General features: G+C 54.7%; 22 protein-coding genes. 10 read left to right on the top strand and 12 right to left on the bottom strand.

The annotated features are described in order from the left end of the window. The coding region (locus ACTH5D_RS13010) for an aminotransferase class III-fold pyridoxal phosphate-dependent enzyme (RefSeq protein WP_441671909.1) at positions 1-664 on the bottom strand (664 nt) is incomplete at its 3' end. A 192-nt stretch (positions 665-856) separates the two neighbouring features. Here ACTH5D_RS13010 and ACTH5D_RS13005 point away from each other — a divergent pair. Then, a complete protein-coding gene (locus ACTH5D_RS13005; RefSeq protein ID WP_441671907.1) occupies positions 857-2122 on the top strand; it encodes a Zn-dependent hydrolase in 1266 nt (421 codons plus the stop codon). Between the two features lie 46 nt (positions 2123-2168). Here ACTH5D_RS13005 and ACTH5D_RS13000 read toward each other — a convergent pair whose 3' ends face one another. Next, a complete protein-coding gene (locus ACTH5D_RS13000; RefSeq protein ID WP_441671905.1) occupies positions 2169-2471 on the bottom strand; it encodes an antibiotic biosynthesis monooxygenase family protein in 303 nt (100 codons plus the stop codon). A 112-nt stretch (positions 2472-2583) separates the two neighbouring features. Here ACTH5D_RS13000 and ACTH5D_RS12995 point away from each other — a divergent pair, with 112 nt between their 5' ends. From ACTH5D_RS12995 to ACTH5D_RS12980, 4 genes are all read left to right on the top strand, one after another. Next, complete coding sequence (locus ACTH5D_RS12995; RefSeq protein WP_441671903.1) at positions 2584-2745, top strand: deoxyribodipyrimidine photo-lyase; 162 nt, start codon at positions 2584-2586, stop codon at positions 2743-2745. Positions 2746-2799: 54 nt separating this feature from the next. Beyond that, a complete protein-coding gene (locus ACTH5D_RS12990) occupies positions 2800-3696 on the top strand; it encodes an FAD-binding domain-containing protein (RefSeq protein ID WP_441671913.1) in 897 nt (298 codons plus the stop codon). Positions 3697-3904: 208 nt separating this feature from the next. After that, positions 3905-4156, top strand: a complete 252-nt coding sequence (locus ACTH5D_RS12985) for a type II toxin-antitoxin system Phd/YefM family antitoxin (protein WP_441671901.1) — start codon at positions 3905-3907, stop codon at positions 4154-4156. Next, positions 4153-4407 carry a Txe/YoeB family addiction module toxin gene (locus tag ACTH5D_RS12980; RefSeq protein WP_441671899.1) on the top strand — a complete coding sequence of 85 codons (255 nt, stop codon included), beginning with the start codon at positions 4153-4155 and terminating at the stop codon, positions 4405-4407. The genes ACTH5D_RS12985 and ACTH5D_RS12980 overlap by 4 nt, the downstream gene beginning before the upstream one ends. A 124-nt stretch (positions 4408-4531) precedes the next feature. Here ACTH5D_RS12980 and ACTH5D_RS12975 read toward each other — a convergent pair whose 3' ends face one another. The 5 genes from ACTH5D_RS12975 to ACTH5D_RS12955 all read right to left on the bottom strand — a co-directional run bounded on the left by ACTH5D_RS12975 (position 4532) and on the right by ACTH5D_RS12955 (position 10756). Further along, positions 4532-5068: a hypothetical protein gene (locus ACTH5D_RS12975; protein WP_441671897.1), complete on the bottom strand. Its 537-nt coding sequence runs from the start codon at positions 5066-5068 to the stop codon at positions 4532-4534. A 685-nt stretch (positions 5069-5753) separates the two neighbouring features. Beyond that, a complete protein-coding gene (locus tag ACTH5D_RS12970) occupies positions 5754-6053 on the bottom strand; it encodes a hypothetical protein (protein WP_441671895.1) in 300 nt (99 codons plus the stop codon). 358 nt (positions 6054-6411) lie between these two features. After that, the gene (gene gabT / locus ACTH5D_RS12965; protein WP_441671893.1) at positions 6412-7683 is read right to left on the bottom strand and encodes a 4-aminobutyrate--2-oxoglutarate transaminase; all 1272 of its coding nucleotides are present in this window, start codon (positions 7681-7683) and stop codon (positions 6412-6414) included. 176 nt (positions 7684-7859) lie between these two features. Continuing rightward, positions 7860-9311, bottom strand: a complete 1452-nt coding sequence (locus ACTH5D_RS12960; RefSeq protein WP_441671891.1) for an NAD-dependent succinate-semialdehyde dehydrogenase — start codon at positions 9309-9311, stop codon at positions 7860-7862. A gap of 29 nt (positions 9312-9340) precedes the next feature. Beyond that, positions 9341-10756: an APC family permease gene (locus ACTH5D_RS12955; RefSeq protein ID WP_441671889.1), complete on the bottom strand. Its 1416-nt coding sequence runs from the start codon at positions 10754-10756 to the stop codon at positions 9341-9343. Positions 10757-11033: 277 nt separating this feature from the next. Here ACTH5D_RS12955 and ACTH5D_RS12950 point away from each other — a divergent pair, with 277 nt between their 5' ends. The 3 genes from ACTH5D_RS12950 to ACTH5D_RS12940 all read left to right on the top strand — a co-directional run bounded on the left by ACTH5D_RS12950 (position 11034) and on the right by ACTH5D_RS12940 (position 13980). Next, a complete protein-coding gene (locus ACTH5D_RS12950; protein ID WP_441671887.1) occupies positions 11034-12452 on the top strand; it encodes an aminotransferase-like domain-containing protein in 1419 nt (472 codons plus the stop codon). A 95-nt stretch (positions 12453-12547) separates the two neighbouring features. Then, positions 12548-13228, top strand: coding sequence for a transglycosylase SLT domain-containing protein (locus ACTH5D_RS12945; protein ID WP_441671885.1), 681 nt, complete (start codon positions 12548-12550; stop codon positions 13226-13228). 11 nt (positions 13229-13239) lie between these two features. Continuing rightward, positions 13240-13980: a TSUP family transporter gene (locus ACTH5D_RS12940; RefSeq protein ID WP_441671883.1), complete on the top strand. Its 741-nt coding sequence runs from the start codon at positions 13240-13242 to the stop codon at positions 13978-13980. A gap of 157 nt (positions 13981-14137) precedes the next feature. Here the strand turns inward: ACTH5D_RS12940 and ACTH5D_RS12935 are convergent, their stop codons facing one another. The 5 genes from ACTH5D_RS12935 to ACTH5D_RS12915 all read right to left on the bottom strand — a co-directional run bounded on the left by ACTH5D_RS12935 (position 14138) and on the right by ACTH5D_RS12915 (position 17642). Beyond that, positions 14138-14956: a glycine betaine ABC transporter substrate-binding protein gene (locus ACTH5D_RS12935; RefSeq protein WP_441671881.1), complete on the bottom strand. Its 819-nt coding sequence runs from the start codon at positions 14954-14956 to the stop codon at positions 14138-14140. A 149-nt stretch (positions 14957-15105) separates the two neighbouring features. Continuing rightward, positions 15106-16443, bottom strand: a complete 1338-nt coding sequence (dddP, locus tag ACTH5D_RS12930; RefSeq protein ID WP_441671879.1) for a dimethylsulfonioproprionate lyase DddP — start codon at positions 16441-16443, stop codon at positions 15106-15108. A gap of 15 nt (positions 16444-16458) precedes the next feature. After that, the gene (locus ACTH5D_RS12925) at positions 16459-17145 is read right to left on the bottom strand and encodes a BCCT family transporter (RefSeq protein WP_441671911.1); all 687 of its coding nucleotides are present in this window, start codon (positions 17143-17145) and stop codon (positions 16459-16461) included. Beyond that, positions 17033-17440 carry a hypothetical protein gene (locus ACTH5D_RS12920; RefSeq protein ID WP_441671915.1) on the bottom strand — a complete coding sequence of 136 codons (408 nt, stop codon included), beginning with the start codon at positions 17438-17440 and terminating at the stop codon, positions 17033-17035. Before ACTH5D_RS12920 ends, ACTH5D_RS12925 begins: the two co-directional genes overlap by 113 nt. 25 nt (positions 17441-17465) lie before the next feature. After that, a complete protein-coding gene (locus ACTH5D_RS12915; protein WP_441671877.1) occupies positions 17466-17642 on the bottom strand; it encodes a hypothetical protein in 177 nt (58 codons plus the stop codon). On the opposite strand from ACTH5D_RS12915, the gene ACTH5D_RS12910 reads away from it, so the two are divergent. Beyond that, entirely contained in the window at positions 17642-17923 is a 282-nt protein-coding gene (locus ACTH5D_RS12910) for a hypothetical protein (protein ID WP_441671875.1), read from the top strand. The genes ACTH5D_RS12915 and ACTH5D_RS12910 overlap by 1 nt on opposite strands. A 174-nt stretch (positions 17924-18097) precedes the next feature. Then, on the top strand, positions 18098-18436 hold a 339-nt coding region (locus ACTH5D_RS12905; RefSeq protein WP_441671873.1), incomplete at its 3' end, for an aminopeptidase P family N-terminal domain-containing protein.

Below are 18436 nucleotides of genomic sequence, written 5' to 3'. Positions count from 1 at the left end.
CGATTTGATCGAGCAGCGCATCGGCAAGCTCGGCACCGGTTTCCGCTTGACCACGAGTGAAGGTATGGCCCGCCTGAAGCGTATGCGGCAGGTGGGTGACATCCATCAACTGGCCGTAGTGTTTACGGTTGCCGCCGATACCGCCCAGGCTGGTGCCGCCGATGTTCACCCCGTGATAGCCCTTGGCGCGACCAATCATGCGGGTCTTTTCAGGTTTTCCTTTCATCCGCCAGTAAGCCTTGGCCATCTTGACCGAGGTATCGGCGGCCTCTGAACCCGAGTTGGTGAAGAACACATGATCCAGCCCAGCAGGTGTGAGGCTAGCGACCTTTTCCGCCAGTTTGAATGCCAGCGGGTGAGCAAGCTGAAAACCGGGGGCAAAGTCGAGCGTGCCGAGCTGCGCCGCTACAGCCTTTTGGATCTCTTCGCGGTTGTGGCCCGCGCCGCAAGTCCAAAGCCCGGAAAGCGAGTCGAACAGCTTACGACCCTGGTCATCAATGTAGTAGCGCCCTTCCGCCCCAGCGATCACTCTCGGGTTAGCATGAAAATCACGATTAGCGCTAAACGGCATCCAGTAGTGATGGTTGAGCGCTGTTTTTGAAGGCGTATCTTCCTGAGAAGAGTGCGAAGTTTGAGACTTCGTTTTGCTTTTTATTCCAAACATGGTGTCCAGCTCCATCGTATGAGGCATGAACTCAGCATGCGCCACCGGACACGTTTATAAAATTACGCTTTTCTTTTGTTCACGTTAGAGAATCTATACGTAACACTGGCTTTTTTATCTCTACTCTAGCAATGAGCCAAACAATAATCGGGGAGTCGCCAGCTTCCTCCGTGCTCAATAAAAGGAAGTCATATGAACTCGTTTGCTGAACCGAAAATCGCTACAGCTGATTTGCGCACTGACAGTGACCGCCTCTGGGAAGCACTAATGGAGATGGCCAAGCTAGGCGCCACTCCTAAAGGCGGGGTCAATCGCCAAGCGCTCACCGAGCTTGAACGCCAGGGGCGTGATCTGTTTATTCAGTGGTGCCGCGCCGAGGGCTGCACAATTCGCATCGATAATATCGGCAATATCTTTGCCCGCCGTGAAGGCAGCGATCCCAGCGCCAAAACCGTGATGGCGGGTAGCCATCTGGATAGTCAGCCTACCGGCGGCAAGTACGATGGTTGCTTTGGCGTGCTCTCGGGCTTAGAAGTGATCCGCACTCTTAACCAGCACAACATCACTACTCAGTCCCCTATCGAGGTCGTGGCCTGGACCAACGAAGAGGGCTGCCGCTTCCCGCCCTGCATGATGGGCTCTGGTGTATTTAGTGGCGTGCTGGAATTTGACACCATGATGGCGCGCACTGACGCTGACGGCGTGACAGTTAGCGATGCCCTAGACACCATTCGCTATCGTGGTAGCGATGAAGTGTCCCCAAGTGAGATCAAAGCCTACTTTGAACCACACATTGAGCAGGGACCTATTCTGGAAGGTACCGACACTACCATTGGCGTAGTCATCGGTGGCTTGGGGCAGAAGTGGTTTGATCTCACCCTGACCGGGCTTGAAGCCCATGCAGGCCCTACACCGATGCACCTGCGCCGAGACGCCATGATGGGCGCGGCGGAAGTCACTCAAACGCTCAACCGCATCGCTAACGAACACCAGCCCCACGGTCGTGGCACAGTCGGCTGTATGACCCTGCACCCAGGTTCACGCAATGTAATCCCCGGCCAAGTCAAAATGACGCTGGATATGCGCCACTGGGAGCCTGAAGCTCTGATCGAAATGGCCCAATCAGTAGCCACCGCCGTTGAGGAAATTTGCCAGCGTCATGGGCTGGAATACAAGCTAACACCTACTGCGGATTTTGCCCCTGAGCACTTCAATAAAGCGTGTGTCGACACCGTGCGTCAGGCAACCGAAAAGCTCCAGCTCTCGCATATGGATATCATTAGCGGTGCAGGCCACGATGCAATGTTTGTCGGCCGAGTCGCTCCCGCCGCGATGATCTTTATTCCCTGCAAAGATGGTATTAGCCACAACGAGATTGAGAGCGCTAAGCCGGAACATGTGCATGCTGGCTGTAATGTTTTACTCCATGCCATGCTGAATGCGGCTGTTGTCGCTTAAATGGCAATAAACGCTACCGCACGGTATTCGTGCGGTAGCCGATGGATTACAACACCACGTCATAGCCTTCAAACTTAGGCGGGCCAAGATAGATCCCTTCCGGCGCTTTGGCATTGGCGTGGGCTTTGCGGAAGGCGTCTGACTTGGTCCAGTCGCGGAAGGCTTCTTCTGATTCCCATACGCTGTGGGAGATAAACACGGTGTGGTCTTCCTGGCTTTCGCCTTGCAGCATTTTGAACTGCTTAAAGCCCGGCACTTCATCTAAGTGAGAATCACGATTGCGCCACACCTCTAAAAAGTCCTCTTCGCGGCCTGGGGCAATACGGAAACGGTTCATGGCGATATACATTATGACGCTCCTGTTAGAAGGGTTCTGCTGAATGGATTACGTAAATGCTGGCTTGATGGTAACGTCATCGGTTCATGACGAATAGCTTGGTGACAAATAGGCTTCACGGCTAATGGCTAAGGCACCCATCCAGGTCGTTTGGTTCAAACGCGACTTACGTATTCATGATCATTCGCCGCTAGCTAACGCCGCTGCGGCTGGCCCTGTGCTGCCGCTATTCGCCATTGAGCTCAAGCAGTGGCAGGCACCCGGCAGCGCCCCGTTAAACGCCTAGGCGGCTCAGGATTGGCAAGTATTTCACCACTTTAACGTTAATCAGCTTCACCGCCTGACGCCGGGATTTGATACCACGCCCTGCCCAGAGCGGCAGCCGGGCGGGCGCAGTGAAGGGCGCATCCTGTGGCGCAGCTTTGTAACTCAGCGCGGGCGGCGCTATCGCGGCTCCATTTCTAAGCCGCTACTCGCCTGGAAGTTCGACTCACGGCTTCACTGGCACTGCCACTTTATTCAAAAGCTCGAAAGCGAACCGAGTATTGAGTCGCAAACCCTCCACCCCACGCTGCGCGGCCTGCGGGAGCGCGACCCAGAACACCCCAACCTGATTGCCTGGAAGCGCGGCCAAACAGGGGTGCCACTGGTGGATGCCTGTATGCGCAGCCTGATTGCTACCGGTTGGATCAACTTTCGCATGCGCGCCATGCTGATCTCCCACGCCACCTTTGGCCTTGGGCTGCACTGGTACGAACCCGCCCTGCACCTTGCGCGGCTATTTACCGACTTCGAGCCGGGCATTCACTACCCCCAGGTACAAATGCAGGCAGGCGCCACGGGCATTAATGCACTGCGGGTGTATAACCCCATCAAACAGGCGGAAGATAACGACCCCAGCGGCGAATTTGTCGCCCGGTGGGTACCGGAACTAACACCACTGCCCCAGGAGTGGCGCGCCAAGCCCTGGGAACTACCGGAAAGCCTGCAAAAGCGGTTCGACTTTCAGCCTGGCGTAAACTACCCAATTCCCAACGATTTTGAGGCCGAAGCACGCCACTGGAAGAAAATGCTCTATGAGCTTCGCCGCACCCCGGACGCCAGAGAAGTCAGCCAAGCCATTGTGGACAAGCTCGCCAGCCAGCGGCGGGCGCCCGCTCGGCGCGCTAAAAAAGCAAAACCCGCCAACCGTCAGCAGCTTTCGCTGTTTGATGAGGGCGGGTTGGAGGATATGTAGCCGTTACGCTTAGCTATAACCTATTTGCCGATCAGCACACCGGCCTAATATCTCTAAACCCACGTTCAACTCTTCAAACTAACGCAAAGCTTTGCGGCAATTTTGGAGCCGTGAAACGGTAGAAAATCAGTCGCCGTGCAGCCGATTGTTAAATCACTATGCGTACGGTATTCTGTGCATGAACAACATTCTGTACAGGACCAGCCTTATGGATGCCATTAGCTACACAGCCGCTAGAACCAACCTAGCAAAAACTATGGAGCAAGTCTGTGAAGACCACTCTCCTATGATCATCACACGGAGCAAGTCACAATCTGTGGTAATGATATCTCTTGATGACTATGAGGCACTGCAAGAGACTGCATACCTTCTTCGCACACCAAAAAACGCCCGTCGTTTGTTGGAGTCCATTGACGAGCTAGAGCAAGGCAGTGGTAAAGAAAAGGAACTTCTTGAATGAAACTCATCTTCTCCGAGAACGCCTGGGAGGACTACCTGTACTGGCAGAAAACTGACAAAAAGATCCTGAACCGAATCAACAAGCTGATAAAGGAGACCCAACGAGAACCGTTCGAGGGTGTTGGCAAACCGGAAGCCCTCAAACACAGCCTTTCTGGTTACTGGTCCCGCCGAATTAACGAAGAACACCGCATCGTTTATAAGGTCACGGATGACGCATTGCTCATTGCCCAGCTTCGACACCACTACTGATTTAACGTGAAGTTCAACGGCAGTTTGTAAGTTATGAATTTGTGGATTATTTTTTGCGCAGCAAAACCACAAAAGCGCAATTTACAAACTGTCCAGCGCCGAAGGCACGAGTTGCAACGCCTTGTTATGGACGGTTACCCCCGCTTCCAACAATTGAAGCCAAATAATCACGAGCTTCAATTACTGTCTTCATGGCACATTCTGTGGTTTGCGCCTTAGAAAGATTTTGTGGACAAATCCAATCACAAAAATCTAAATTTTCTTGTAAGGTTTTACCAATAATTTGACTAAGTAGCACCTCACCGTCAGCAAGGCTCAAAGCTCTACCGGTGTTATTGTCAATTATGTGTGAGCCATATTTACTTCTGTATTGATATATTTTCTTCGATTCTATTTCCGCTCTTAAGGACACCAGCTTATCTTTCATGTCTGGTAAAAATTTCTGGATATCTTTTCCATAATGATTAGTAATTTCAAAGACTTTGGCCATTGAATTTATTAAGAACATGTTGCACATTCGTATAAACCAAATAGTTTCATTTGGCAATGGCTCAGAACCATCAATACCAAGGATTCTTTCTCTCAGAAATTTTGAACCTGTAGTCAGATCTTGTATTTGATCAGCCAGAAGCCATTTCATATCAATAAGTCTTTCGGTCATATAATTCCATAACGTCTGAGTTAAGCCGACTTGCGTAGTGGAGACAAGGTCATGGCAAGCTTTTTCTGCCATGGCCTTGGTGTAACGAAGCAAGTTCGGCTTGAGCGAATTGTTAGGCCTCACCTTAGCGAAACCTCGGAGTGGCGCTTATCGCCGTTTAGCTGCAAAAATAGTTCCAGATACTCTTTGTTTTCGAAACGGAAGGAGTGAACAGAGTTATGCAGCTTCAAGTATTCCACGGCATGCACTCTCTCGGTAAAAGTCTCCCAAAAGCTCTTGAGCCAACCAAAGCGTAGCGGGCGCGATTTGTCAGCCTGCTCGCATCTCGTGCAGTACGGGACGTCCCATGTCGCTTCGAGAAGGTTCCGCGCAGTGATCTTCTTTGTAGTGACCGTGATGCGCGTGTCCGGCTCGCCAAGGCACCTGGCACACTTCATGGGCCACGCCAGCTTGTAGGCAGATATCCAAAATTCGTACGCCATGAACTCTCCCAGTGAGGCCTAACGTTTGGTTGAGGGGGGGGCTCTAAGCTCGTCCCAAAGAGCGAAGCTAACGACTCGAACCACTTGTTAGGAGTAGCCTCACCTAGCTGCCTGAAAAAAGAGCAATAATGGAAATGACAAGACTTAGAAATGCTAAGGGAATGGCCCAGCCTGAATTATTATTTAGATAAGTAACGAAATGCTCAAGCTTGCTCGTAGCCTTTGGGGCTTAACCAGTAGCGGATGTTATCTTCAGAGAAATTTAGATAACCCTTGGCTCTCAGCTCATCCAGGATGTCGACCAGTAAGTATCTCTTCATATTCTGAGCTTGGTCGTGCTCTACTATTTCCGGCATTTCCTCCTCAAATTCTTCACCTCCAGTTATTAAGACTTTGTACTCACTCAGCTTTCGTGTCCCATAACCATGCTCTTGCGTGTACCGCTGATAGATTATTTGTAGGAACTTGTCTTCCATTTCTTTTGTGATTTTATTCGTGATCACAGCAACTCCTAACAGGTATTAGACAACACGTACTATGATTGAATAAATGCGCCGCCATGATTGTCCAAAAAGTGCAGCCCGCCGCACCCTTACAAACCTTTGCTTCATATATTTATTAGCTTTTATTAGGCTGCATAGCCAAAACTCGCGCTTATGCTGCATTTGCTAGTACCTCCACATTGGGAGGCTACCTGCCTTGCTATTTTCCTCATCCTCCCCACCAAATTCAGCTTAGCACAAGGCACTTAGGTCGGCTGATTATCTTAGGTCTAGGCTTTCAACGCCCATAAAAAACCCGCCGATCGGCAGCAGCTGTCGCTGTTTGACGATGGCGGGTTAGATGATGTTTAGAAAGGCATTAGCTAAGCGCTTCCAAAGACTGCTCAATAATGCTCAAGCCCTCTTCCAACACCGCAGATGACACCGTTAGCGGTACCAGAATCCGGATGCTGTTGCCGTAGAAGCCGCAGGAGAGCAGGATCAGGCCTTTCTCGCGGGCTTTGGCGCAGAGTGCGCCGGTCATCTGAGTGTCTGGCTTGCCGTCGCTGTCGAGCAGTTCAAACGCGGCCATGGCGCCGAGTTGGCGGCCGTGGGCGACGGCGGGGAAGCGCGCTTCCCACACAGCGAAGCGCTCGGCCAGCATTTTGCCCATCTGCTCGCTGCGCGCCAGGATGTTTTCCTCTTCGATTACCTCAATCACCGCCAGCGCTGCGGCGCAGGATAGCGGGTTGCCGCTGTAGGTGCCGCCTAGCGAGTTGGGGCCAGAGGCGTCCATCACTTTGGCGCTACCTACCACGGCAGAGAGCGGCATGCCGTTGGCTAGGCTCTTAGCGGTGGTGAGAATATCCGCTTCGATGCCGCTGTGTTCCAGCGCAAACAGCTTGCCGGTGCGGGCAAAGCCGGACTGCACTTCGTCCGCGATTAGCAGAATGCCGTGCTCGTCACACAGCGCGCGCAGCGCTTTCAGGTAGTCCGGTGAGGCGATGTAGAAACCGCCTTCGCCCTGTACCGGCTCGATTACAATTGCCGCCGTGCGGTGCGGGGCGATATCGGTTTTGAACAGCGTGCGAATGGCGTCTAGCGAGGCTTCTTCGCTGATGTCGTGAAGCGGGTTGGGGAACGGTGCGCGGAATACGTCGCCCGGCATCGGGCCGAAGTCGTTCTTGTAGGGCAGCACCTTGCCGGTCATCGCCAGGGTCATCATGGTGCGGCCGTGGAAGGCGCCGTCGAAAGTGATAATGCCGGTGCGGCCAGTGGCAGCGCGGGCGATCTTCACGGCGTTTTCCAGCGCTTCGGCACCGGTGTTGACCAGCATCGCTTTGCGCTCAGGGCCGCGTACTGGGGTGAGTTCGCAGAGCTTTTGGCACAGCTGCACGTAGGGCGCGTAGGAGATGACCGCCGCGCTGGTGTGCATGACTTTCTTTAGCTGCGCTTCTACCGCGGCGACAATTTTGGGGTGGCGGTGGCCCAGGTTCAGCACGCCAATGCCGCCCGCGAAGTCGATCCAGCGGTTGCCGTCGGCATCCCACAGCTCGGCGTTTTCAGCATATTCGGCAAACTGGGTGGTCGGTGTAGCAGCACCGTTGGTCACGTAGCGGTTTTTCAGGTCGTTCAATTCTTGGTTAGTCATTATTTATCTCGAAAACAATTATTCCACTGACGTGGTAAGTGCTGGATAAAGCGCTGTGCGGGATAAAGCACAAGGCGCACGGAGCACAGGAACCGGAGCATATGGGTATATGTGAGGATTCCGCGCACCGCGCAACGCAGTGATTTGCCCGCAACAGCTCTTTAGGCAGTGCTTATCTATAGGCCGCCAACGCAGACGTATTTCAGTTCAGTAAATTCATCCAGCCCATGGTGGGACCCTTCACGGCCCAGCCCAGACTCTTTTACGCCGCCAAAGGGCGCCAGCTCGGTGGAGATCAAGCCTTCATTAACGCCGACCATGCCGACCTCCAACTGCTCCATGGTGCGCCAGATACGGCGATAATCGGTGGCGTAGAAGTAAGCTGCCAGGCCAAACGGCGTATCGTTAGCCATGGCGATAGCTTCTTCATCGCGCTGGAAACGGAACACCGGGGCTACCGGGCCGAAGGTCTCTTCATCGGCGACGGCCATTTGAGTAGTCACATCTGCCAACACTGTGGGCGTAAAGAAGCGCTCGCCTGCGGCGTGGGGCTTGCCGCCGCATAGTACGCGCGCGCCGTGGCTGACGGCGTCATCAATATGCCGCTGCACTTTATCGACGGCCGCTTGGTTGATCAGCGGGCCGATGATGCTGCCGTCTGCCAGGCCATCGCCTACTTTTAACGCGTTCACACGCTCGGTGAGCTTGGCGACAAAGGTATCGTAAATGCCGTCCTGGACCAGAAAGCGGTTGGTGCATACGCAGGTTTGCCCGGCGTTACGGAATTTAGAGGCAATCGCACCATCAACGGCGGCGTCTACGTCGGCGTCGTCAAACACGATAAACGGTGCGTTGCCGCCCAGCTCCATGGCGGTTTTCTTCACCGTGCTGGCGCACTGGGCGAGCAGGTGCTTGCCCACAGGCGTTGAGCCAGTAAACGAGACCTTGCGCACCCGCGGATCGGTGGTGAGCACTTCACCCACCGCTGCCGGTTTGGAGGCGGTAATCACGTTAATGGTGCCCGCAGGCAGGCCCGCTTCTAATGCCAGATAGGCAGCGGCCAAAGCGGTGAGCGGCGTCGCTTCGGCGGGCTTGATGACCACGGTGCAGCCAGCCGCCAGGGCCGGCGCGCACTTGCGGGTAATCATCGCCAGCGGGAAATTCCAAGGGGTAATGGCCGCCACGACACCGACCGGCTCGCGCAGCACCAGCAGGCGCTTGTCGGCACCGTGGCTGGGCAAGGTTTCACCGGCCATGCGTTTGGCTTCTTCAGCGAAGAACTCGATAAACGAGGCGCCGTAGGTCACTTCGCCTTTGGCTTCTGCCAGCGGCTTGCCCTGCTCTAAGGTCATTAGGCGGGCCAAGTCGTCGGCGTGCTCCATTATCAGCTCAAACCAGCGGCGCAGCAGCGCAGAGCGCTGTTTCACCGGGGTTGCGCGCCAGGCGGCGCCAGCGTTGTAGGCGGCGGCTACGGCGTCACGGGTATCGTCGGCGCCCATTTCGGCCACGCGGGCAATCGTTTCGCCGGTGGCGGGGTTATCGACCGCAAAGGTCTGCCTGCCGGTGCGCCATTCGTCGCCAATCAGGGCGGGGACGCCATCGTGCAACCACTGTTCAATAAAGCTCATGGGGTGACTCCTTAAATCTAGGTGGCAGTTTATAGGTCGACTTTCATATGGCGGTCGCTGTAGTCACGCCCGTAGGTGCGCAGCGCGTGCACATATAAGACGATGCCTAATACTGCCCAACCGGCAAAAATGGTCCATTCAGCACCGCTCAACGCGGCCGGGCTACCAGGTAGGTAGAGGCACGCCATCGCGAAAGAAAGAATGACCGCTAAGGTGCCGCACAGCTTGCCGTTGCTGACTTTGAACGGACGTGGCATATCCGGCTCACGCACGCGTAAAACCATGAACGAGATCGCCACAAACAGGTAGGCAATCACGATGCCTAAGCCACCGGCATTAACGATCCACACCAGCGCGGGGCGGCCAAAGAAGGGTGCCAAGCAGGAGAGAAAGCCCATCATAAAGATGGCATTGCTCGGGGTTCTGTAACGAGGGTGCAGCTTAGCGAACGCCGCAGGCAGCATGCCTGCTTTGGCCAGGGCATAGATTGCCCGAGAGCCGCCGATGTAGAAGGCGTTCCAGCTAGTGATAATACCGGCGATACCCGCTATGACCATTAAGTTGCTGGCCCAAGCGGCGTTAAACAGGCTGCCCATGGCATCCGGCACGCTGAGCGAGCTAGCCGCCAACGCCGTGCTATTAAGCGCCAGGCTGGTGGCCAGAATAATCAGCGCGTACCACACCACCGCCAGGATCACCGACATCATCAGTACCTTGCCGATGGCTTTGTAGGGCAGGTTAATCTCTTCCGCCGCCTGGGGAATAACGTCAAAGCCCACAAACAAGAACGGCACCATCACCAATACGGCCACTATGCCTGCAAACACGCCGCTATCGGCTTGGGTGAACAGCGGCACCATATTGATCACTTCACCTTCAAACAGCGAACCGGTAACGAACATCACCCCCACCAGCAGAATCAAGCCGGTGACGACTTTTTGCAGCAGGGCAGCGGTGGTCACACCGAAGTAGTTAATGATCATCATGGCGAGCGAACCGCCCACACCTACCGCCACCCAGGTGGCTTTGACTTCCCAACCGGCAATCGTCCATAGATGGCCGACAGCGTAGTTGGGTGCCAAGTGCTCAATCACCGTGGGCAGCGCGACGGCTTCAAATGCCACCACGCTTAAGTAGCCTAAAATAATCGCCCAGGTACATAAGAAGGAGGGTAAGTGACCCAAGGCGCGGTAGCTGTAAACGTGCTCGCCACCGACTTTGGGCATCGCAGAAGCAAGCTCTGCATAGGTAAGGCCCACCAATACAATCGCTAAACCGCCGATAATAAAGGCTATAATGGCGCCTAGGCTGCCTGCGGATTGAATCGCGGTGCCAGTGAGTACAATCCAGCCCCAGCCAATCATCGCGCCGAAAGCAAGTGCTAATACATCGCCCCGGGCCAGTACCCGGACGAGCCCTTCCTGTTCTGATGTGGGTGTGGTCATTGTAAAGTGTCCTGCGAGTTATTGGATGTTGTCTTAGGCGCTCAGGGGCGCAGTATCCTGCTCCTGTTTTCAGAGCCTCGATTTGTAGACGTGCTTTAAAGGGGCTTATTCAACAGAATAACAACACGCTAGCAGCAGACGCCGAAAACGCGAATGAGCCACTTTCGGGTTCGACTAGACCACTTTTCAAACGCACCAATATAGTGCACTCATTCTATTATGCTTTCGTCTAAACGCCTGGCAGTAGCGGGTTTTATGGGGTACCGGAGCCATCATCATGGATCGTGACGAGGTCGTGCACCAACTTGTACAACTTTATGCACTCCAGCCTGAGCGGTTAAGTAAGCAGGTGCGAGTAGAACAAGCGTTGCGCCAAGCCATTACTCAGCAGTGGCCTGCAGGGCTGCGGCTTCCTTCGCATCGCCAACTGGCGGAGGTGCTCTGCGTCGCCCGACAAACGCTAGCACTGGCCATTCATACGCTGCTTGAAGAGGGGCTGCTTAAAACCGCCCATGGCCAAGGTACCTGGAGCTGCAAGCCTGCAACGCTCCCCCCTCCTGCGCGAGGCAACGCGCAGCTCTCTTCCCGCGGCCAGCGGGTGCTGGATGGTCCTGGCGCCAGCATGATTCAAAGCGGTGCCTTCGTGCCCGGCATTCCTGATATCGCCCAGTTCCCAATGCGTAAATGGCGGCAGCTCTACGCCAGTGTAACGGTGCCACAAAACGCCTTGCTCCTTTCTTACTCCACCGGGGGCTACGGCCCGCTTAAACGTGCCATACGCGATTTTCTGGCGCACTGGCGAAACCTCCGCTGTGATATTGAACAAATCATCATTACCGACGGTACCCATAACGGTATTGAGCTATGCGCCATGGCATTGGCTGATGTTGGCGACACCGTTTCCATGGAATCTCCCTGCTATTGGGGCGCACGCAATGTATTTACTGCAACGGGGTTAGAGATCCAAATGCTGGCTTGGCAGCCCGGCCAAGGGCACTCGTTACCGGTTGATCCAGGCCCGGTAAAACTGGCTTATCTCACTGGCTCCCACCACTACCCACTCAGCGTGCCTACTAGCGCTGTCGATAAACAACGTTTGTGCGATGCCTTAGCTCCCGCTTATATTGTTGAAGATGATTACGAGTTCAATCGCGACGACCACCCTAACCTGCTCTTTGACCCACACTCGGGGCGTCACTTGCTGGTGGGCTCGTTTTCCAAGATGATGTTCCCAGGCCTGCGGTTAGGTTATTTAGTCGTGCCGCACCCTTTAGCAGGGCCAATGAACCGCCTGCGCAGCGAACTTTTTCGCGAAGGCCGCATGCTGGATCAGGCGGTACTGGCGCAGTTTATTTTTGATGGTGACTTGGATGCCTGGTGTCGGCGTATTCAGCGCGAATACTTAGGCCGCCAGCAGGTGCTCCACGACCAGTTGCACTCGCTGCCTTATGTAAAGCGTATTTCACCACCCAGCAGTGCGATTAGCCTATGCGTTGAGTTTGAGTCGCAAATCAACGACGTACAGATAGCCCAAACGCTGCTAAAAGAGCACTTAATTGTGCGCCCGCTAAGCCCAGTATGTGCCAAGGGGGACTCACGCTCGGGGCTTGTCATGGGCGTCGGCATGCTCTCGGGCGAAACCTTGGTACGTGAGGCCCAGCGGCTGCGTCGCTGCCTGGAGGCGCTATTAAGCTAGGCGCTGCATGTGACTCACCGCTCATTGATTGATAAGGACGTTCTTTCCAGCACCTTATCCACAAGATCTCAATAACTTATTCACAAGGGCTTTTTATGCATCTCCCTGTTGATAGTTTTACCGCTGACTCTTCACCTGCATTTACTACTCTTCGCGTTTGGCTTGCGCTGGGCCTTGTACTACTTCTCTCTGGTTGCGCCACCTTTGCGCCCAATCCGCCCCAGGATCAAAGCAATATCTGCGAAATATTTCGAGAACAACCTAGCTGGTATGACTACGCACGGGAGTCACAAGAGAAGTGGGGTACGCCAATTGCCACCCAGATGTCGTTTATCCAGCAGGAATCCTCTTTTCGCAGCCACATCCGCCCAGACCGCAAATACTACCTAGGCTTTATTCCCGGCCCGCGCCCCTCCTCCGCCAAAGGCTACGCCCAGGCGCAAGACCCCGTTTGGGGCGAGTATCAAGATCAAGCGGGTAGCCTGTTCGCCCGGCGTACCCATATGAAACATGCCACGGATTTTATTGGCTGGTACAACCGCCGTTCCCAGCAGCAGGCGGGCATATCGCTCAGTAATCCTGAACACCTCTACTACGCCTACCATGAAGGCGCGGGTGGCTACCAACGCGGCAGTTACCGCGGTAAGCCCCACGTGTTAAATGCTGGCAGCCAGGTCGCAGCACGCGCTAATCGCTATCAGGCCCAGCTCAACGCCTGTGAAGCGGAATTCCAATGCCGCAAGTTTTATCAAGTCTGGCCGTTCTGCCGTAGCTAAGGAGCCTAACGATGACATTAGCTATTGGAGCGGCCTTCGTTTGTGTCGTTTTTTTCACCTCAATGCTTTCTGGCGTATTCGGGATGGCAGGCGGCTTGGTGCTGCTGTGGTTTCTGCTGTTGGTCTTTCCCGCAGGCACTGCGATGGCCGTGCACGGCGTCATACAGCTCACCGCCAATGCTTCACGCGCGTGGCTGTCGCGGCGCTTTATCGTCTGGCGCATCGTTGCCTTGATGACACTGGGCGTACTGAGCGCCGCGGGCCTGCTACTGCTCTTCAATTACAGCCCTAATGCTGCCAGCGTATCGCTTTTGATTGGTTTGATGCCGATATTGGTGTGGATGCCCAAGCGCTGGTTTCATTTGGATGCTAACCGGGCCAGCCATGCGCTGTGCTGTGGTATCGCCTCCGGTGGACTGACGATTGCGGCAGGGGTTTCGGGGCCGCTGATTGATATTTTCTTTGTGCGCTCTCGCATGGATCGGCGACAAGTCGTGGCCACTAAAGCAATGATTCAAGTCGTCGCCCACAGTATCAAAATCCTCTTTTACCTAGGCTCTGCCCTGGCGCTGAGCGTTGGTGAGTGGAGTATTATTCTACTTGCCGCGCCGTTCGCTATTTTCGGCACTCACACGGGCAACCGTATTTTACATCGCCTGACCGATGCTAACTTCCGCACTTGGACACGTTGGATCGTGACCGGCATTGGGGTTTTCTACTTTCTGCAGGGGATATTTTTGCTAAGCCATTAATTTAAATTATTTTTATCTGAGCATACGGTTTAATAAATTGATGCATGAAACCCGCTGTCAGGCGCGAGGGCAATAGCCACAATCGACTCGTGGCAATCGGGAACATGCAAAAAGAGGCGCCCCGGTCTCACCGGGACGCTTTTCATGGCTAAAATGACTACTCGCCAGCAGCCAGCCATTCATCGACCTGATCGTGGTTTTCGTCGAGCCAAGTCTGCGCACCGGCTACCGGGTCGCCTTGGGACTCGATCTCGGCCATCAGGTCGCTCAAGCTATCGTCACTCATATGCCAGGCATCAAGTACGGCGGTGAGCCACGGATCATCCTCGGAGAGCCCCTCGCGTGAGAACCAGTAAATAGTGTCGCCGTCGCCATAGATATTCTCAGGATCTTCCAGATACTTGAGGTCATAGTTGGCAAAGGCCCAGTGCGGGTTCCACAGCGTCACCAAAATCGGCTGCTCGTTCTGATAGGCGCTATCGAGCGCGGACATCATCGCTGGTTCGGAGCTATTCATCTGATCCATTGGCAGCTCATAGGCCTCGACTACCTCGTCGGACAAAGCCGCGATCGCCGAGCCGGAATCGATACCAAGAATCGTTGGGCTGCCCTGGTATTCAAACTCATCAGCACGTTCGACTAATTCAGGAATAGAGTCGATATCGACATAGCTCGGCACCACCAGCCCCAACCCAGTCTTGTCATACCAAGCAGCGTGAACCTCAAGCGTATCCTTGTAGGGCGCCAGATACTCCTTATCGGTATGGGGCAGCCAGATCTCTAGGGATAGATCAATATCGTTGCTCGCCATCCCAGCGTAGAGTGCGCTCTTGCCGACATCGGAAAGCTCAATGTCATAACCTTTATCGTCAAGAACCAACTTCCATAGGTTGGCAACGGCAATGTTCTCTGCCCAGTTGTTGGTGCCAATGACCAACGTTTTTTCCTCTGCGTGTACCTGGGCGGTAGTTGCCAACGTGAACAGCGCCGCCGCGCAGGGGTAAAAAGCAATCTTAATAACGTTTTCCTTTAGTTTATTACGATATTCAATAATTTTATGTTATATATTTTCACTATACCATGGATTCCACGTAGACGGATTTACTACGCCTCCTGGCCCACCTATCACTGTTTAGTCGTCAGAAAGGCTCGCTCGTACGGGTAGTGAGTCAGGTTCTCGTAACCGGTCTCTGTGATCAAAACTTGATCCTCGAGCTTGACACCTTCTCGACCGCCGACTGCACCGACATAGGCTTCCACGCACAGAACCATTCCGGGCCGCAGCACCCCATCGTAACCATCGGAGGCATAGTCTTCGGGGTAACGAATCGAGGGATATTCGTCACATAGTCCGACACCATGCATGATCACGCCGTAGCGCTGGGGTAGGAATTCATCTGGCAATCGATGAGATTTCTCGGTAACTTCTCTGAACGTCACGCCCGGCTTGAGCAACTGCATGTTGTGTTGAATGTGTTCATGTGCGATGCGATAAAGCCGCTTCTGCTCGGCAGTAGGCGCGACGTCACCAATCATCCAGGTGCGTGAGAGGTCAGCGCAGATACCGTAGGGGCCGATCAGATCGGTATCAAACGCCAGCAGCTCCCCCGCTTGCACGGTACGTGGACCGCACTCCTGGAACCAGGGATTAGTTCTGGGCCCGGATGAAAGAATGCGACACTCGATCCACTCACCGCCACGGCGAATATTTTCAGCATGCAGCACTGCCCAGATATCGTTTTCAGTAACGCCGGGCACGGCGGCATTCTGCATTTCTCCTATGGCGATCTCGGTCGAGGCAATCGAACAGCGCATAGCACGAATCTCATCCTCACCCTTGATCAGACGAGCGTTCTCCATCACCTCTTGGCCGTCGTGAACCTCAAGACCGAGTGCATCGAGTTCACGCAATCCAGCGATCTCGATCTTGTCCACTGCCAGGCGATAATTGTCGCCAGCATGCTTGGTTAGCAGGGCATCCACCTCCTTGCAGAAGCGCCGTGCGTGCTCTTCGGTGCGCGCCCCAGTCTCGAAGTAGAAGAACGAAGCACCGTGACGCACCTCTTTGACCAGCGGCAGATGCGCCGAGAGATGGTCACAGTTGTGAAAATCCCACAACACCATATAGCCATCCGCTAGGACCAAGCAGGCGCGGGTGTGATTGTGTGTTACCCAGAGCTGCATGTTGGTGGAGTCGGTGGCGTAGCGTATGTTCAACGGATCGAACAACAGCACACCAGCCAGATCCCGGCGCTCGAGCTCATTGACGATGCGCTGGAGGCGAAATTCACGCATCCGGGTCAGATCAGGCGGCGTCAGGCCGAGCGCGTCCCATTCCGCAAATGCTAGTGGTGTCGGCCCAATCTCGACCCGATCGTTGTCATCTGGAGAGCCATCGGGCTTCAACCGACGGCGGCGGGTTGGATCAATTTTCTGGTTGGAAGATACAGTGGCAATTTTCATAATTATCGCTTCTGCTCAATGATGCCCATGGGATGAATGGCGGCCAGAACGCTCAGCAGGATCCTGCAGGTTCTGTATATTCTGGAAGTCATGTCCGGTGTTTTCCCAATCACCTTTCTCAGCCCATGGATCATGCCTGGGGAACTCCTCGATATTGATCTCTGGCTCGCTGTAGTCAGGTTGATAGCGGAGGTCGTACTTGGCTGCGCGTACGAAAGAGACCATCAGCAGCACAGCGATCGGTAACAGCGGCAGGCCACCCACGACACTGGCGGTCTGCAATGTTTCGAGCCCACCCAGCAGCATCAACACGGCAGGCAGCACAGAGAGAGAAAGCGCCCAGAACAATCGGTTCCAGCGCATCGGCTCGCCACCTACCATTTTTGTCTCAACGGCCGCCGCTAAAATGTAGGAAGTCGAATCGAAGCTCGTTGCCGTGAACAGCACCGCGAGTAACGTGAAGGCAGCAATGGCAACCCAGGCCATGGGCAATTGATGCAATACGGCGAACATGGCTGCCGTCGGCCCCTGATTATTGAGAATCGGAACCGCATCGAGCTGCCCGGTCAGTTGCATGTAGAGCCCGAAATTACCCAGCGTAATAAAGAAGGCCGCGCACCCCATGGAGCCGAAAAAGATGCCGCCCACCACCATCTGCCGGATGGTGCGACCGCGCGAGATACGTGCGACAAAGAAGCCCATGGTGGGCGAGAAGACCAGCCACCAGGCCCAGTAGAAAATAGTCCAACTGGGGAAAGCTTGAGTTGGGAAATCCGTTGAGTCCGCCAAACGGCTCGGTCCAGGTGGACATACGTACCAGATTCGACAGCATGCGGCCGATCGAATCCAGCCCGATATTGGCCATGAAACCCATGGCCAGCACACCCAACAGGAGATAGAGCACGCCAAGCTGCTGCGTGACGAAATTCTTTGCCGCCAGCACCCAGCGCGCACCGGCTTCAGGGAAGAGAATAAGCGGAACTGCCACCAGTAGCAAGGCTGCGATCGCAACGCTGACTCGTTTAAGCGTCGCTGTCAGGCCTACGCGCTAGCCCCTGAAACTCGACAAACTCCTGCATGCGCTCCCACAGTCGATCGCCGTAGATATAGCCATCATCGCTGGCAGCGCTGGGGGCCTTGATATAGGCCCCCACCGCTGGCACTGTTTCCGGAACCGTGCATCTATCGGCGCCGGGCATTGGCAGCACTGGCCGGCATTGGCCGTGACTGGCAGCTCGAATCCACCAGCCAGAGTCCCACCGGACTGCGTGTCATCGTTAACCAAGGGCGCACGATCACCGTTGCTGATCGCCGTTCGCTGCCCGAAGACTGGAAAGTCATCGACGACGCCGAAGGATTGCCGCCGCTACCACCAGCATTACTTGAAGTCCATCGCTCCCCTAGTCTGGTCCATTCAGCATTCGATGACTTCGTGGCATTAATTGATGAGGTATTACAGGAAAGATCAATGGAGGCTTGAGAATAGCGCCATTGGCATAGGTAATATTTCCCTGCCACCAAGGGCAACAACTGCAGTGATGACCACATCATTAAGCATGATCAGAATGGCATCAATAGTTTCCTCCTCAACCAATATTCGACTAACAGCACCGACAGATGCCTATACTGACCTTACTTAATATTGGAGGTCGCTATGGATTATCATCATTACCGCGAAGCTCTAACCGAAACGCTTGCCCAAAGTGAAGTGCCCTTTCTCGCTGGCGAATATCAGGCGCGCCTGGATAAAGTGCGCCATGCCATGGAACAACAAGCGTTCGACGCACTGCTGCTCACTGACCCCGCCGACATTAATTACCTCACCGGTTATCACACCTTTGAAGTCTCGGTTCACGCCTGCCTGGTATGCACCCAGGCGCGGTTAGTGCTGCAAGTTGCCTCGATTGAAACCGGGGCGGCAGTCGTCACCGCCCAGGTCGATGAGATCATCGGCTACCGCTGGGAAAACCTCGATGAAATCATCGCGCCATTG

Source organism: Halomonas sp. (assembly GCF_052095695.1).
In the GTDB taxonomy this organism is placed as follows: domain Bacteria; phylum Pseudomonadota; class Gammaproteobacteria; order Pseudomonadales; family Halomonadaceae; genus Vreelandella.
The sequence above is the reverse complement of the archived record's forward strand: the minus strand, read 5'-3'. Positions and strand labels throughout refer to the sequence as shown.

What these genes read in the sequence shown, in the direction of transcription:
- ACTH5D_RS13005 (WP_441671907.1), top strand. Translation starts at nt 857, where the DNA reads ATGAACTCGTTTGCTGAACCGAAAATCGCTACAGCTGATTTGCGCACT.
- ACTH5D_RS13000 (WP_441671905.1), bottom strand. Translation starts at nt 2,471, where the DNA reads ATGTATATCGCCATGAACCGTTTCCGTATTGCCCCAGGCCGCGAAGAG.
- ACTH5D_RS12995 (WP_441671903.1), top strand. Translation starts at nt 2,584, where the DNA reads ATGGCTAAGGCACCCATCCAGGTCGTTTGGTTCAAACGCGACTTACGT.
- ACTH5D_RS12985 (WP_441671901.1), top strand. Translation starts at nt 3,905, where the DNA reads ATGGATGCCATTAGCTACACAGCCGCTAGAACCAACCTAGCAAAAACT.
- ACTH5D_RS12980 (WP_441671899.1), top strand. Translation starts at nt 4,153, where the DNA reads ATGAAACTCATCTTCTCCGAGAACGCCTGGGAGGACTACCTGTACTGG.
- ACTH5D_RS12975 (WP_441671897.1), bottom strand. Translation starts at nt 5,068, where the DNA reads ATGACCGAAAGACTTATTGATATGAAATGGCTTCTGGCTGATCAAATA.
- gabT (WP_441671893.1), bottom strand. Translation starts at nt 7,683, where the DNA reads ATGACTAACCAAGAATTGAACGACCTGAAAAACCGCTACGTGACCAAC.
- ACTH5D_RS12960 (WP_441671891.1), bottom strand. Translation starts at nt 9,311, where the DNA reads ATGAGCTTTATTGAACAGTGGTTGCACGATGGCGTCCCCGCCCTGATT.
- ACTH5D_RS12955 (WP_441671889.1), bottom strand. Translation starts at nt 10,756, where the DNA reads ATGACCACACCCACATCAGAACAGGAAGGGCTCGTCCGGGTACTGGCC.
- ACTH5D_RS12950 (WP_441671887.1), top strand. Translation starts at nt 11,034, where the DNA reads ATGGATCGTGACGAGGTCGTGCACCAACTTGTACAACTTTATGCACTC.
- ACTH5D_RS12945 (WP_441671885.1), top strand. Translation starts at nt 12,548, where the DNA reads ATGCATCTCCCTGTTGATAGTTTTACCGCTGACTCTTCACCTGCATTT.
- ACTH5D_RS12940 (WP_441671883.1), top strand. Translation starts at nt 13,240, where the DNA reads ATGACATTAGCTATTGGAGCGGCCTTCGTTTGTGTCGTTTTTTTCACC.
- dddP (WP_441671879.1), bottom strand. Translation starts at nt 16,443, where the DNA reads ATGAAAATTGCCACTGTATCTTCCAACCAGAAAATTGATCCAACCCGC.
- ACTH5D_RS12925 (WP_441671911.1), bottom strand. Translation starts at nt 17,145, where the DNA reads ATGGGCTTCTTTGTCGCACGTATCTCGCGCGGTCGCACCATCCGGCAG.
- ACTH5D_RS12915 (WP_441671877.1), bottom strand. Translation starts at nt 17,642, where the DNA reads ATGCCCGGCGCCGATAGATGCACGGTTCCGGAAACAGTGCCAGCGGTG.